The organism is Janthinobacterium sp. GW460-12-1-14-LB5, assembly GCF_059423585.1.
Genome location: NZ_JBWKYD010000008.1, coordinates 220,320 through 235,123, shown reverse-complemented (window position 1 = coordinate 235,123; position 14,804 = coordinate 220,320). Strand labels below are relative to the sequence as shown.

General features: G+C 62.8%; 14 protein-coding genes. 4 read left to right on the top strand and 10 right to left on the bottom strand.

What is annotated here, in order from left to right:
* The first annotated feature begins 15 nt into the window (after positions 1 to 15).
* Positions 16 to 1,167 (top strand): response regulator, encoded by a 1,152-nt coding sequence (locus AC07X6_RS10850; RefSeq protein ID WP_494790952.1) that lies wholly within the window; start codon positions 16 to 18, stop codon positions 1,165 to 1,167.
* Here the strand turns inward: AC07X6_RS10850 and AC07X6_RS10845 are convergent.
* Together AC07X6_RS10845 and AC07X6_RS10840 are read right to left on the bottom strand one after the other, a co-directional pair.
* Positions 1,160 to 2,443 (bottom strand): extracellular catalytic domain type 1 short-chain-length polyhydroxyalkanoate depolymerase, encoded by a 1,284-nt coding sequence (locus AC07X6_RS10845; RefSeq protein ID WP_494790951.1) that lies wholly within the window; start codon positions 2,441 to 2,443, stop codon positions 1,160 to 1,162. The two genes, AC07X6_RS10850 and AC07X6_RS10845, sit on opposite strands and share 8 nt — an antisense overlap.
* Before the next feature lie 54 nt (positions 2,444 to 2,497).
* Positions 2,498 to 2,911 (bottom strand): CopG family transcriptional regulator, encoded by a 414-nt coding sequence (locus AC07X6_RS10840; protein ID WP_034752801.1) that lies wholly within the window; start codon positions 2,909 to 2,911, stop codon positions 2,498 to 2,500.
* A gap of 361 nt (positions 2,912 to 3,272) precedes the next feature.
* Between AC07X6_RS10840 and AC07X6_RS10835 the strand changes: the two genes are divergently transcribed.
* The 3 genes from AC07X6_RS10835 (at position 3,273) to AC07X6_RS10825 (ending at position 5,408) form a co-directional block, all read left to right on the top strand.
* The gene (locus tag AC07X6_RS10835) at positions 3,273 to 3,422 is read left to right on the top strand and encodes a DUF1289 domain-containing protein (protein WP_230504287.1); all 150 of its coding nucleotides are present in this window, start codon (positions 3,273 to 3,275) and stop codon (positions 3,420 to 3,422) included.
* Positions 3,423 to 3,430: 8 nt separating this feature from the next.
* The gene (locus AC07X6_RS10830; protein ID WP_494790950.1) at positions 3,431 to 4,354 is read left to right on the top strand and encodes an MBL fold metallo-hydrolase; all 924 of its coding nucleotides are present in this window, start codon (positions 3,431 to 3,433) and stop codon (positions 4,352 to 4,354) included.
* 100 nt (positions 4,355 to 4,454) lie between these two features.
* Positions 4,455 to 5,408: an NAD(P)H-dependent flavin oxidoreductase gene (locus AC07X6_RS10825; protein ID WP_494790949.1), complete on the top strand. Its 954-nt coding sequence runs from the start codon at positions 4,455 to 4,457 to the stop codon at positions 5,406 to 5,408.
* Between the two features lie 111 nt (positions 5,409 to 5,519).
* Here the strand turns inward: AC07X6_RS10825 and AC07X6_RS10820 are convergent, their stop codons facing one another.
* The 8 genes from AC07X6_RS10820 to AC07X6_RS10785 form a co-directional block, all read right to left on the bottom strand.
* Positions 5,520 to 6,101, bottom strand: coding sequence for a hypoxanthine-guanine phosphoribosyltransferase (locus AC07X6_RS10820; protein WP_076564827.1), 582 nt, complete (start codon positions 6,099 to 6,101; stop codon positions 5,520 to 5,522).
* Between the two features lie 63 nt (positions 6,102 to 6,164).
* Positions 6,165 to 7,421: a phenylacetate--CoA ligase family protein gene (locus AC07X6_RS10815; protein WP_494790948.1), complete on the bottom strand. Its 1,257-nt coding sequence runs from the start codon at positions 7,419 to 7,421 to the stop codon at positions 6,165 to 6,167.
* 90 nt (positions 7,422 to 7,511) lie between these two features.
* Positions 7,512 to 8,348: an ABC transporter ATP-binding protein gene (locus AC07X6_RS10810; RefSeq protein ID WP_494790947.1), complete on the bottom strand. Its 837-nt coding sequence runs from the start codon at positions 8,346 to 8,348 to the stop codon at positions 7,512 to 7,514.
* A 126-nt stretch (positions 8,349 to 8,474) separates the two neighbouring features.
* A complete protein-coding gene (locus AC07X6_RS10805) occupies positions 8,475 to 9,794 on the bottom strand; it encodes an ABC transporter substrate-binding protein (protein WP_474293889.1) in 1,320 nt (439 codons plus the stop codon).
* A gap of 58 nt (positions 9,795 to 9,852) precedes the next feature.
* Complete coding sequence (locus AC07X6_RS10800) at positions 9,853 to 10,911, bottom strand: branched-chain amino acid ABC transporter permease (RefSeq protein ID WP_230540154.1); 1,059 nt, start codon at positions 10,909 to 10,911, stop codon at positions 9,853 to 9,855.
* Positions 10,912 to 10,995: 84 nt separating this feature from the next.
* Entirely contained in the window at positions 10,996 to 11,892 is an 897-nt protein-coding gene (locus AC07X6_RS10795) for a branched-chain amino acid ABC transporter permease (protein ID WP_230540315.1), read from the bottom strand.
* A 19-nt stretch (positions 11,893 to 11,911) separates the two neighbouring features.
* Positions 11,912 to 12,727 carry an ABC transporter ATP-binding protein gene (locus AC07X6_RS10790; protein WP_494790946.1) on the bottom strand — a complete coding sequence of 272 codons (816 nt, stop codon included), beginning with the start codon at positions 12,725 to 12,727 and terminating at the stop codon, positions 11,912 to 11,914.
* A 14-nt stretch (positions 12,728 to 12,741) separates the two neighbouring features.
* On the bottom strand, positions 12,742 to 14,673 hold the full coding sequence (locus AC07X6_RS10785) for an AMP-binding protein (RefSeq protein ID WP_494790975.1): 1,932 nt from the start codon (positions 14,671 to 14,673) through the stop codon (positions 12,742 to 12,744).
* Between the last annotated feature and the right edge of the window lie 131 nt (positions 14,674 to 14,804).

The following is a 14,804-nucleotide window of genomic DNA, read 5'->3' as shown; positions in this document are numbered from 1 at the left end:
GAGCGAAGGACGGGCATGAAAGCGCCGGCAAGCAAGCCAACCATCCTGGTGGTCGATGACACACCAGACAATATCGACCTGTTGCGTGCGGTGCTGGAAGACGATTACCGCACCAAGATCGCCGTTAATGGCGAGCGTGCCCTGAAGATCGCCGCCGGCAGCGACCAGCCCGACCTGATCCTGCTCGACATCATGATGCCGGGCATGAGCGGCTACGACGTGTGCCGCGCGCTGAAGGCCGATCCCGTCACGGCCGGCATCCCCGTCATTTTTGTGACCGCCATGAGCGAAGTGGCCGACGAGCAGCTGGGCCTCGCCCTGGGGGCCGTCGACTACATCACCAAGCCGATTTCGGCGCCCATCGTGCTGGCGCGCATCAGGACGCAACTGGCGATGAAGCAGATGCAGGATTTTTTGCGCGACCAGAACCAGTACCTGGAAACGGAAGTGGAGCGCCGCGTGCAGGAAGTGGCGGCGCTGCAGGACGTCACGATCCACGCCATGGCTTCGCTGGCCGAGACGCGCGACAGCGAGACGGGCAACCATATCCGCCGCACCTCGCACTACCTGAAGGCGCTGGCGGAGAAGGTGCGCAGCCTGCCGCGTTTCCGCGATTTTTTGACGGACAAGAATATCGAACTGCTGTTCAAGACGGCACCGCTGCACGATATCGGCAAGGTGGGCATCCCCGACCATATCCTGCTCAAGCCGGGGCGTTTCGAGCCGCACGAAATGGCCATCATGAAGACGCACACCACGCTGGGGCGCGATGCCATCCTGGCGGCCGAGCATGAGCTGGGCATCGAAGTCGATTTCCTCAAGTACGCGAAAGAGATCGCCTACAGCCACCATGAAAAATGGGATGGCAGCGGCTACCCGCAAGGGCTGGCTGGCGAAGCCATCCCGATTTCGGCGCGCCTGATGGCGCTGGCCGACGTGTACGACGCCCTGATCAGCCGGCGCATCTACAAGCAGGGCATGGACCACGCGCAGGCCGTGCAGATCATCGTCGAGGGGCGCGGCACGCATTTCGACGCCGAGATCGTCGACGCCTTCCTGCAGATTCAGGACCAGTTCATCGCCATCTCCAACCGCTATGCCGATGGCGTGTGCGAGATCGCCGACAAGCAGCGGCAGATCGCGCCATACACCGAAAACATCAGCTGACGGTCTTGAAGAAGCGCAGCATCTCTCGGCTGGCGTCCGGCCCTTTGCCGTCCGTATAGCTGCCGTTGTTGCTGCCGCCGGACCAGGCATGGCCGGCGCCGTGGATGACCCAGTGTTCTCCCAGCGGCGAGCCATCGGCCTGGCTGTGCGTGGTGCGCGTGTAGCGGTGGCCGTTCGGCACGCTGCCGTCGACGGATGCGGCCCTGGCCGCCTTGCCGCCCGCCTGGCTGCGAACGCCCTGGGCGATCAGTTCATCGCCATTGCGCGGGTTGACGGTGGTGTCGCGGTCGCCGTGAAAAACGATGATGGGCACGCCGCCGGTCGGCGCCTTGCGCTGGGCATTGGGCATGGCGCCGCCCTTCATGGCTGCCAGCGCCGACGGCAAGTCCTGCGCCGAAGCGAAGGGCAGTCCCGAATGCACGCCGACGGCGGCAAACAGGTCGGGGTACAAGGTGCCGACGATGACGGCCATGGCACCGCCCGCCGACAGGCCGGCGACGAACACTTCGCGCTCGTTGACCGGGTAGTCGTCGATGACTTGCTGGGCGATGCCGGCGATCAGCGACGGTTCGCCCTGGTCGCGCTGCTGGTCGATGGCGTTGAACCAGTTCCAGCAGCGCGAACTGTTGGCGCCCTGCGTTTGCGCCGGGTAGACGACAAAACACTCCTTTTCTTCGGCCAGCGCATTCATCTGCGTGCCGGCGGCGAAATCGTCGGGATTTTGCGTACAGCCGTGCAGCATGACGATCAGCGGCATGGCCTGGCCGTGATAGCTGCTGGGGATATACAGCTTGTACGAACGCGTACCCGCATGGTTGCGGTACACGCCGTCGATGAACTGCGCGCCAGCGGGTATTTCCGCCGGCGTGGCAGCCGGCGCGTTGAAGCCGGGCGGATGGAAATTCGGCAGCTCGAAGCTGGGCATGTCGAAGCTGTGCTGGCCCAGGCCGGCCGGCACGCCCAGGCGCGCCATGAAATCCTGCGCGAAGTCCTGCGCCACCTGCGCGGGCGTGGGTGGAGCGGCGGGCGCTTCTGGCGCAGCTTCCGTTTGCGGCTGCCCGGCCCGGGCCTGCGCTGGTGCGGGTGGTGGCGCCGGTGGTGGATTAATGTCGCGCATCGGCTGCGGTGGCGGCGCTTGGGTGGCTGCCGCTGGCGGCCTCAGGCCGGCCGCAGACAGCGCCTGCTGGATCGCTTCGGTGGCGGCGGCAGGGCCGCTGCCCATCAGATTACGGGTCGCTGCGCGCATCTGCGCCAACATGTTGAGAGGTAGTTTCATGACCATCCTTAACGGTGCCGCGCATCGGCCGGGTCATCGCCGCGAACCAATACGCTAGTGAATTCGCCCTGCGAGCGCCGTCTTGACGACGGTGCTGGCGTGCAGGGCACCTAATACGAAAATAGACTCGATGGTGGCCAGTGCCAGTTCCACGGAGACATCACTGGCGATGCTGGCCAGTCCCAGCACCTGTATCTGCAGGCGCTGACCGGCTGCCTGGATCGCTTCCAGGTCGGCGCGCGAATAGTGCTGCATGCCCAATACCAGGCTTTTACGGGCGACGGTCTGTTTCACCACGTCGGCGTGGGTGCCCAGCTGGTTGCGTATGGCCGTACGGATCAGATCCGTACGGTTGGAATAAAATCCCTCCTGAACCAGCAAATCGATCTGCCCCAGGTCGATCAAGCCCAGGTTGATCGTGATTTTCTCGGATTCCCCAATTTTGGGCTTGCTGTCTTGCTTGGCCATATCTCTCCAAAAACTCCACGCGGCATCCATTTGCCATCTGTATGGATGGTAGTATAGTTGTGTAATATCTCAAGTCAAGCAGGATCTGGCCTGATTCTGTTGTAGGACGGGCACCCGCAGAGTGAGAATGTGTGAAAAATATATTTCCGTAAGAGCGGTTGTTGATCATTGTTTCGCTGGAAAATATATTCACGGAAACATTGCAGGGCGATGCCATCGACTCGCCGGCGCCGTTTCGCGGCATAATGAAAGCCTTCACGTTTACCGATGCCGCTCCATGATGGTCGCTACCCCACCTCCGCCAGCCGTTCCGCTCCCTTTGCCGTCCCCGGTGCCGTCGCCCTGCGTCAGCCTGTGCAAGATGAACCGCAACAGCGGCTTGTGCGAAGGCTGCCTGCGCACGCTCGACGAGATCATCGCCTGGAGCAAGGCCGACGACGACTTCAAGCGCGCCGTCTGGGCCGAATTGCCAGGCCGTGAATCGCTGCTCGATTTCGAGCCCGACTACTGAGGAAGCCCATGCCACGATCGCCAGTGCTGTTCCCCGATGCCATGCAGGTGTTCGAACGCGGCTGGCTGTCGTCGAACAACATCCTGTTCCAGGGGAAGGATGACACGGCCCTGATCGATAGCGGTTATGTCACGCATGCGCCGCAAACCCTGGCCCTGCTGCGCCATAGCCTGGCCGGCCGTCCCCTGGACCGCCTGTTCAATACGCACCTGCACTCCGACCATTGCGGCGGCAACGCGCTGCTGCAAGCGCAATACGGCTGCCAGACGGCCATTCCCGTCTCGGAAGCGGACAAGGTGCGCGCGTGGGATGCCGATGCCCTCAGCTTCCAGGCCACGGGCCAGCAATGCCCGCGCTTCGGCTTTGACGCCACCGTCTCGCCCGGCGACACCTTGACCTTGGCCGGCATGGCCTGGCAGGCGCTGGGCGCACCGGGCCACGACCCGCACTCGCTGATTTTTTACTGTGCCGACGAGGGCATCCTCATTTCCGCCGACGCCCTGTGGGAAAACGGCTTTGGCGTGATCTTCCCCGAACTCGATGGCGGCTCTGGCTTTCTGGAGGCGCGCGCCACGCTGGACCTGATCGCCAGCCTGGACGTGCGCGTCGTCATTCCCGGCCACGGGCGGCCCTTCACGGATGCCGCCGGCGCGCTGCAGCGCGCGTATTCTCGTCTCGATTACCTGGCGTCCGACCCCGTGCGCAATGCGCAGAATGCGGTGAAAGTGCTGCTGAAATTCTTGCTGCTGGAACGCCAGCGCATCGCCCTGGCCGCAATACCGGCCCTGCTGCGCGGCATGCCCATCTTCGAGGAGGCCAACCGGCGTTTCCTGCGCCAGGAAGCGGATGCGCTGGCCGAGTGGGCCGTCGCGCAGCTATGCAGGGCTGTAGCGGCGCGTGTCGAGGGTGAGTACTTGCTCAATGATGGCTGAAGCGGGTCTGCGATAAATTCAGCACGATCGTACTTTTTCTGCACTATAATCAACGTTCAGTGTGTCTTTCACGTCCGATCAACTTTCCAGCGAGTCCGCCATGGCATTGCCTGTTGCGTTGCAAAACCTCTCCTTACCCGTTATCGCCTCGCCGATGTTCATCGCCAGCGGCCCGGCCCTTGTCGCGGCGCAGTGCAAGGCCGGCATCGTCGGTTCCTTCCCTGCCCTGAACGCGCGTCCCGCCGAATTGCTCGACACCTGGCTCACGGATTTGCAGGCCGAACTGGCCGCCTTCCAGGCCGCCAATCCCGATAAGAAAGTGGGACCGATCGCCGTCAACCAGATCGTGCACCAGTCGAACGACCGCCTGGCGCACGACGTGGAAGTGTGCGTGAAACACCAGGTCCCCATCATCATTTCCTCGCTGCGCGCGCCGCCCAAGGAAATGCTCGACGCCATCCACAGCTATGGCGGCATCGTGCTGCACGACGTGATCTCGATCCGTCACGCGAAAAAGGCGCTGGAAGCCGGTGTCGATGGCTTGATCCTGGTCGCCAGCGGCGCCGGCGGCCACGCGGGCACCCTGTCGCCGTTCGCGCTGGTGGGCGAAGTGCGCAAATTCTTCGACGGCCCGCTGGCGCTGTCGGGCTCCATCGCCACGGGCGACGCCGTGCTGGCCGCGCAAGCGATGGGCGCCGACTTTGCCTACATCGGCTCGCGCTGGCTGGCGACCAAGGAGTCGAACGTCAGCGACGGCTACCGCGACGCCATCGTGGATTCCAGCGCGGCGGACATCGTCTACACGAACCTGTTTACGGGCGTGCACGGCAATTACCTGAAAAAATCGATCGAAGCGGCCGGACTCGATCCGGAAGCCTTGCCCGAAGCGGACAAGAGCGCGATGAATTTCGGCTCCGGCAGCGCCAAAGCCTGGCGCGACATCTGGGGCGCGGGCCAGGGCGTGGGCTTGATGGACGACGTGCCCAGCGTGGAAGAGATGGTGGCGCGCCTGAAGGCCGAATACGATGCGGCACGCGCGCGGTTGAAGCTGTAAGCTGGTGGTAGTGTCGGATTACGCGCTGCGCGCTAATCCGACCTACGTCCGACCTGCCGCGTCAACCATGGGTAGGTCGGATTAGGCCAAAGGCCGTAATCCGACAAATCCTTACTCCTGCTTCAAATCCTCAGGCTTGATGGCCCACAAACCCGGCAGGTTGCGCCAGTAGCCGTATGCATCCATGCCGAAGCCGACGACGAAGCGGTTCGGGATCACCAGGCCGACGATGTCCGCCTGCACGGGCTTTTTCTTGCCGATGGCCTTGTCGGCGAAGACGGCCAGGATGACTTCCGAGGCACCCATGTCCAGCAGGCGCTGCTTGACGTGCGCCAGGGTTTCGCCTTCATCGAGGATATCGTCGAGCACGATGACGGTGCGGCCCGCTACGTTCGAGCGGGGGATGACTTTCCACACCACCTCGCCGCCCTTGTCGTCGTCGCCGTAGCGGCTGACGTGGATGTAGTCGAATTCGAGCGGGAAGCTCAGTTGCGGCAGCAGGCTGCCCGTAAACACGACGGCGCCGCCCATCACGCCCAGCACCAGCGGGAATTCCTTGGAATCCGCGGCGTTGAAGCGCGTGTTGAGTACATCGGCCATGCGCGTGATCGACGCCTGCACGGTATCTTGGTCGAACAGCAGTTCCGCGTTCTTGATCAGGTCACGGGCACGGTTGTGATGAAATTCTTGCATGGACTCTTGCATGGCGATGAATGGGGCTGATGGTCAATGCCGGTATTATCCCGCAAATCGGCCTTATTTGTAATCGCGCATGTCGTCGATGATTTTCCCATCCTGCGCCAGACTGCCCACTGCCACCAGCACCACGTCGCCCCGCAGCTTGGTCAATTCGCGGATCGAGCCGATGATCGCTTCCACGCCGCTGGCGTCCGCCGGATCGTCGACTTCGCAATGCAAGGCCATCTCGTCGTTGGCCATGCGCCCCGATACCACCAGCCGCGCCTTCCTGATTTGCGGGTGGCGGCGCGCGATGTCATGCACCTGCGACGGATGCACGAACATGGCGCGCACCTTGGTGGTTTGATCCGCGCGACCCATCCAGCCTTTGATGCGCGTATTCGTGCGGCCGCACGGCGACTCCGGCGCATCGACCAGCTCGGCCGACAGATCGCCCGTGGCAAAGCGGATCAGCGGGTAGTCGGCATTGAAGACGGTGACGACCACTTCGCCCACCTCGCCCGGCGCGACGGGAATGCCGCTGCCCGGATGGACGATCTCGAGCAGCACGTTTTCGTCGACGACCATGCCGGGATTGAGCTTGCCATTGCTGGCCGTTTCATAGGCGATGCTGCCGATGTCGGCCGAGGCATAGGTCTGGAACACGTGCGGTACGCCGTTCTCGGCAAACCAGCTGCGCAGGGATTCGGGCAAGGCTTCGGCACCCATCACGGCCTTGGTGACGCTGCTGATGTCGGCGCCCATTTCGCGCGCCTTCTCGATGATCAGTTTTAAGAAGGACGGCGTGCCGATGTAGGTGTCGGGCTTGAGGTCGGCCATCGCCTGCACCTGCATTTCCGTCTGGCCGATACCGGCCGGGATGACGGTGCAGCCGATGCGCGCGGCGCCCCCTTCGACCATGAAGGCGGCCGGCGTGAAGTGATACGAAAAACAGTTCTGCAGCAGGCCGCCGGCGCGCACGCCGGCCGCATACATGGGCCGCGCGAAGCGCCACCAGTCGGGGCCGCGGCCTTCCGGATCGAAGATGGGGCCGGGCGAGACGAACACGCGCGACAGGGCGTTTTTCGGCGTCGTGTTCAAGCCGCCGAACGGCAGCTGCGCGTGCTGCAATTGCTTGAGGTCGGACTTGCGCGTCACGGGCAGCTGCGCCAGCGCGGCGCGGCTGGTGATGCCGGCCGCGTTGACGCCGTCGAGGATGCGGGCCCAGCCCGGCGCCTTTTGCGCGCGCGCGATCAGCTGCGGCAGGCCGGCCATCAATTCGCGTTCGCGCGCCTCGGCGGTGCGCGTTTCCAGACTGTCGAGCGTATCGTTCATGTCAGTCATTCTCCATTTGTCAGTGCGTGTTGATCCGCACGCCAGGCCATCAGGACCGCCATGCGCGTTGCAGCCAAGGGTTTTGATGGATCAGGCCAGCCAGCGCTTGCGGCGGCGGTAGAACTTCATGTCGCGGAAGCTCTTGCGCCCGGCGCCGGAGACGCCCAGGTAAAACTCCTTGACGTCTTCGTTGCTGGCCAGTTCCTGGGCTTGTCCTTCCATCACGACGCGCCCGTTTTCCAGGATGTAGCCGAAGTCGGCGTAGCGCAGCGCCACGTTGGTGTTCTGTTCGGCCAGCAGGAAAGAGACGTTTTCCTGGTGGTTCAGGTCCTTGACGATGCCGAAAATCTCTTCGACGATCTGCGGCGCGATGCCCATCGAGGGCTCGTCCAGTAAAATCATTGACGGCTTAGCCATCAGCGCGCGGCCGATGGCGCACATCTGCTGTTCGCCACCCGAGGTGTAGCCGGCTTGGCTGGCGCGCCGCGTTTTGAGGCGCGGGAAATAGTGGTACACCTTCTCCAGCGCGTCTTTCAGCTCGCCGCGCGACAGGCTGCGCGTGTAGGCGCCCGTCAAGAGGTTTTCCTCGATGGTGAGATGGCCGAAACAGTGCCGGCCTTCCATCACCTGCGACAGGCCGCGCTTGACCAGTTCATTCGGCGTCAACTGGTCCACGCGCTCGCCCTTGAACTGGACTTCGCCCTTGGTGACGTCGCCGCGTTCGCCGCGCAGCAGGGTCGAGATGGTCTTCAGGGTGGTCGACTTGCCGGCGCCGTTGGCGCCCAGCAGCGCCACGATCTTGCCTTGCGGCACTTGCAGCGACACGCCCTTCAGGACCAGGATCACGTGGTCGTAGATGACTTCGATATTGTTCACCGACAGGTAGGGCGGCGCGGTGTCTGGCGTTTGCGTGGCAGTGGGTGTCATGGCTGCTTCGTTTTCATATGTGTTGGCGATGCTGTCGGATTACGCTACGCTAATCCGACCTACAAGAATGCGGCGTAGGTCGGATTAGGCCGCAGGCCGTAATCCGACACCACCATCGTCAGCGATTTACTTCATGCACGCCGGCGTGATCTTTTTCTCTTCGGCGTACTTGCCGGACGATTCCTCGACCAGCTTGCGCACCAGGGCCTTGTCGCCGACGATCCATTTCGGCGTGATGGCGGTCCACTTCTTGCCATCCCACTGCTGCACTTTCACGGCGCCCGAGCCTTCATGGTCGTCGCAGCTGGTTTTCACGGTGGGGAACATGCCCAGCGCGCCCACGGCCTTTTGGCGCGCGTCGTCGACGTTCAGGTTTTCCAGGCCCCAGCGCATCTGCTCGCCCGTGATCGGTTTTCCCTTGCCGAATTTTTCCTGCGCCGTGCGAATCGCTTCGACCCACAGGATGCCGGCCGTCACGCCGCGCATGTGGTACACGGAGCCGATGCGCGACTGGTCGGACAGGTTGCCCTTGCCGGAGGCGTAGAGTTTTTTGCGGATGTCGTCGAGAACGGGGTAGTTGCCCGGCGTATTAAAACTCATCGCCGTGTAGCCCTTGGCCGCGTCGCCCGATGGAATCGTGTCTTCTTCGGAACCGGCCCACCACACGCCCAGCATCTTGTCGCGAGGGAAGCCGTTGCGCTGTGCCGTCTTGATGGCAACGGAGTTCATCACGCCCCAGCCCCACAGGATCACGTGGTCCGGCTTGGCCTGGCGGATTTGCAGCCATTGCGATTGCTGTTCGCTGCCAGGCGGCGCGACGGGAATCTTGATCAGCTCAAAGCCGTACTGTTTCGACAGCGCTTCGAGCACCGGCAGCGGCTCCTTGCCAAAGGCCGAATCGTGGTACAGGTGCACGATCTTTTTGCCTTTCAGCTTGTCCATGCCGCCATCCTTGTCACCCAGGTATTTGATCATGGCGGCGGCCTGGCTCCAGTAGCTGGAGATCAGCGGATACACGTACGGGAAGACCTTGCCGTTGGCGGCGTCCGAGCGGCCGTAGCCGATCATCGTCATGGGGATCTTGTCCTGCGCCACGCGGTCCAGGATGCCGTAGGCGACACCCGTGGACAGGGTTTCGACCAACGTGGCGCCGCCCTGCTTGGTTTTCAGGCGTTCATAGCATTCGACGCCGCGCGAGGGGTTGTATTCGGTTTCGCACTCTTCCCAGCTGATCTTGACGCCATTGACGCCGCCGGCCTGGTTGACCAGGTTGAAGTAGTCGATGATGCCGCCGTAGAAACCGGAGCCGCCGGCCGCGTACGGACCCACGCGGTAGGACGGCAGGGCGATGTACTGTTCCTTGTCCTGCGCCTGGGCGCTGCCGGCCATGGTGAGTGCGGCACTGGCGATGGCGGCGGCCAGCATGAGCGATTTGATGTGTTTCATTGTGTGTCTCCTCTTGTTTTATTTGGTATTCAAGTGAACCGACATCGACTGCAAAAACTTAATGGGGGAAGGGCCAGAGTCTCAACTTTTCCTTGGCGATTTGCCACAGCCTGGCCAGGCCGTGCGGTTCGACGATCAGGAAGAAGATGATCAGCGCGCCGAACACCATCAGTTCCAGGTTCGAGGCCACGCTGGTGGGCAGCGACAGGCCGTGCGCGATGGTATTGAGGAAGATGGGCAGCAGCACGATGAAGGCCGCGCCGAGGAAGGAACCTAAAATCGAACCGACGCCGCCGATGATGATCATGAACAGGATGCGGAAGGACAGGTCCAGGTTGTAGGCTTCCGGTTCCACCGTGCCCAGGTAGGCATACGCGTACAGCGCGCCGGCCACGCCGCAGTAAAACGAGCTGACGGCAAAGGCCAGCAGCTTGGTGCGCATCAGTCTGAAACCGATCACTTCGGCCGCCATGTCCATGTCGCGCACGGCCATCCACGAACGGCCCACGTTCGAGCGGATCATGTTCTTGGCCAGCAGCGCCATGCCCGCGACGATCGCCAGCACCAGCAGGTATTTGCTTTGCGGCGTGTCGAACTGGTAGCCGAGGATGGTCATCTTTTGCACCGTGATCACGCCCGAGGAGCTGTAGTTGGTCAGGTAGGGGATCTTGGTCAGGCACCAGACGACGAAGAACTGCGTCGCCAGCGTGGAGGCGGCCAGGTAAAAGCCGCGGATGCGCAGCGAGGGCAGGCCGAAGGCGATACCCACCATGGCCGCGCACAGGCCACCGAGGATGAAGGACACCAGCAGCGGCAGCCCGGGCAGCCGCGCCATGAAGTTATACGAGGCAAATGCGCCGACTGCCATGAAGGCGGCCGTGCCCAGCGACAGCTGGCCCGCATAGCCCGTCAGGATGTTCAGACCCAGCGCGGCCAGGGCGAAGATCAGGAAGGGAATCATGATCGCCGACAGGAGATAGGGCGAGGCGAAATACGGCAGGAGGAAGACGGCGGCAAGGAGCGTGGCCGTCAGCGCCAGGCGGTCTTGCCGGATCGGGAAGATCTGGTTGTCGGCCTGGTAGCTGGTCTTGAATTGTCCTGCTTCACGGTAAATCATGGGATGGTCCTTTGCTGGCTGTTTTGGCTGTTGTCGGGTTACGCGCCATGCGCTAACCCGACCTACGATGCTGTTACGGTGGCGTTATATTCGCCGGATGATCTTTTCGCCGAACAGGCCTTCCGGACGCACCAGCAGGAACAGCAAGGCCAGCACATACGGGAACCAGCCTTCGATGCCGCCGCCGACCATGGGGCCGATGTAGACTTCGGCCAGCTTTTCCGAGGCACCGATGATCAGGCCGCCGACGATGGCGCCCGGCACCGAGGTAAAGCCGCCGAGGATCAGCACCGGCAAGGCTTTGAGGGCGACGAAGGTGAGGGCGAACTGCACGCCGTTGCGGGCGCCCCACAGCAAGCCTGCCACCAGGGCCACCAGGCCCGCCACGCCCCAGACCACGGCCCAGATGCGCTGCAAAGGGATACCCACGGCAAGCGCCGCCTGGTGGTCGTCGGCGACCGCGCGCAGGGCGCGGCCCACCTTGGTTTTCGAGAACAGCAATGCCAGGCAAATCACCAGCAGCGCGCAGACGCCGGCGGCCACCATGTCGAATTGCGAAATGTTGATGTCGAAGTGGTCCATCAGGAACTGCATCGGCACGTCTTCGATCGGCAGGTCCAGCTTGTGCACCTGCGAGCCCCACATCAGCTGCGCCAGGCCCTCGATGAAAAAGGTCAGGCCGATGGTGGCCATGAAGAGGGTGATTTCGGGCTGGTTGACGAGCGGGCGCAAGACCACCCGTTCAATCGCCATGCCCAGGGCTATCATGGTCACCATCGTCAGCGGGATGGCCAGCCACAGCGACAGGCCGAACTTGTCCATGATGCCGACGCAGGTGAGGGCGGCGAAGAACACCATCGCGCCCTGCGCGAAGTTGAACACGCCCGAAGCCTTGTAGATCAGGACGAAGCCGATCGCCACCAGCGCATACATGACGCCCGACAGCAGGCCGCCGATCAGCACTTCAAAGAAAAAATTGATATTCATTGCCATTCCTTGTCTAGTGCGCCACGCCGAGATAGGCATTGATCACGTCCTGATTGCTGCGCACCTCGTCGGGCGTGCCGTCGCCGATCTTCTTGCCGTAGTCGAGCACCACCACGCGGTCGCAGATATCCATCACCACGCCCATGTCGTGCTCGATCAGCACGATGGTCGTGCCCAGCTGGTCGTTGACGTCGAGGATGAAGCGGCACATGTCCTGCTTTTCTTCCACGTTCATGCCGGCCATCGGTTCGTCCAGCAGCAAGATCTCCGGTTCGGCCACCAGCGCGCGGCCCAGTTCCACGCGTTTTTGCAAGCCGTAGGGCAGGCGCCCCACGGGCGTCTTGCGGATGGCCTGGATTTCCAGGAAGTCGATGATTTCCTCGGCCTTCTTGCGGTGCTCGATTTCCTCGCGCCGCGCCGGGCCCCAGTACAGGGCTTGCAGCAGGAAATTCGACTTCATTTTGAGGTTGCGTCCCGTCATGATGTTATCTAACACCGTCATGCCCTTGAACAGGGCGATGTTCTGGAAGGTGCGCGCAATGCCGGACTTGGCGGCCTGGTAGCAGTCCATGCCGCGCCGGTGCTCGCCCCGGTAGATGATCTCGCCCTGCTGCGGGCGGTACACGCCATTGATCACGTTGAGCATCGAGCTCTTGCCCGCGCCGTTCGGACCGATGATGGCGCGGATTTCATGCTGTTTCACATCGAAGGAGATGTCGGTCAGCGCTTTCACGCCGCCGAACGACAGCGAGATATTCTTCAGGTCGAGGATGACGGGACCCGTCTTGCGGGCCGTGCCGAAATGGGCGTCGGGTTCGTTCATTTGCATCGTGCTGTGCTCCATCATGCGGCCAGGCCCTGCGGCCGGTACGTTTTGCTGTCCCAGATCTGCAGGTCGGCGCTGGTCGAGCCAAGGCGGCCATCCTCGAATTTCACCTGGGTCTCGATGTATTGCGTTGTCTTGCCCTCATACAGGGCGGAAATGAGCACCGCATATTTTTCGGCGATGAATTTGCGGCGTATCTTGCGCGTGCGCGTCAGTTCGTCGTCGTCCGGGTCGAGTTCCTTGTGCAGCACCAGGAAGCGGTGTACCTGGGTGCGGTCCATCAGCGGGTCTGCCGCCAGTTCCGCGTTGACCTGCTCGATGCAGTCGCGGATCAAGCCATAGGTTTCGGCGCGCGCCGCCAGGTCGGTGTAGCCGGAATAGGCGATGCCGCGCCGCTCCGACCAGTTGCCCACCGCTTCGAGGTCGATATTGATGAAGGCGCAGACCTGGTCGCGCGCATTGCCGAAGGCCACCACTTCCTTGATGAAGGGGAAGAACTTGAGCTTGTTTTCGATGTAGTTGGGGGCGAACATGGCGCCGCAATTCAGCTTGCCGACGTCGGCCGCGCGGTCGATGATTTTCAGATGGCCTTCGCTATCGAACACGCCCGCGTCGCCCGTATGGAAGTAGCCGTGATCGTCGATCACTTCGGCGGTGGCGTCAGGGCGCTTGAAGTAGCCGCTCATGGTGGCGGGCGACTTGACCAGCACTTCGCCATTGGCCGCGAGCCTGACTTCCACGCCCGGCGCCGGCAAGCCGACGCTGTCGAATTTGATATTGCCGTCCGGTTGCAGGCATACGTAGGCGCAGGTTTCGGTGGAACCGTACAGCTGCTTGAGGTTGACGCCGATCGAGCGGTAGAAGCGGAACAGGTCGGGGCCGATGGCGGCGCCGGCCGTATAGGCGACGCGCACGCGCGACAGCCCCAGCACGTTTTTCAAGGGACCGTAGACGAGGATTTCGCCCAGTCTGTAATTGAGGCGGTCCGCCAGCGAGACGGGCTTGCCATCCAAAATCTGCGCGCCGCAGCGCTTGGCCACGTCCATGAAATGGCTGAACATGCGGCGCTTGATGCTGCTGGCGTCTTCCATGCGTATCATCACGCTGGTGAGCATGTTCTCGAACACGCGCGGCGGGGCAAAGTAGCAGGTGGGGCCGATTTCGCGCATGTCGATCATCACCGTGTCGCCCGACTCCGGGCAGTTGACGGTAAAGCCGGCCACCATGGCCTGCGCCAGCGAAAACAGGCAGTCGCCCACCCACGCCATGGGCAGGTAGGACAGGATGTCTTCTTCGTCGGTCAGCTGGTCGAAGGCGACGCCGCCTTCGCCGGCTGCCAGCAGAGCCGTATGGCTCTGGCACACGCCCTTCGGCTTGCCCGTGGTACCCGAGGTGTAGAGGATCACGGCCGAGTCGCTCCCTTGGCCCGCTGCCACCGCGGCCTCATAAAAGCCGGGATGCTCGCGGTCGTAGGTCCGGCCCAGCGTCTGCAGGGCGGCAAAGGACGTCAGCTCCGGCTGGCGGTAATGGCGCATGCCCCGTTCATCGTCATAGGCGATGTGGGCGACGTGCGGATACAGGGCCTTGAGTTCGAGCAGCTTGTCGACCTGCTCCTGGTCTTCGACGACGGCGTAGCGGATTTCCGCATCCTGCAGCACATAGGCCATGTCGGCGGCCGGCGCATCCTGGTACAGTGGCACGGGTACGCCGCCCAGGCTTTGCGCGGCCAGCATGGCCCAGTACAGGCGGGGACGGTTGTCGCCGATGATGGCCAGGTTCATGCCGCGCCGGAAACCGATGGCGGCCAGGCCGCAGGCCAGCGCGCGCACCTCGTCATTGACCTGGGACCAGGTCCAGGTTTGCCAGATGCCCAGGTGTTTTTCGCGAAAGGCGGGCTTGTCGGATCGTACTGTCCCGTGTTGCAATAAGCGCCGCGGAAAAGTCGGCATCGTTGCTGTGGTAGTCGTTTGCACCAGTGTCTCCCTGTTGCTTGTCTCAGGCTCCACCTCGTTGGATGGCGCTCTGTGTTTTTATGTATAAGGCGTTTGTGCAATGATAGTAGCTTGCGTTAGTTTGCCGA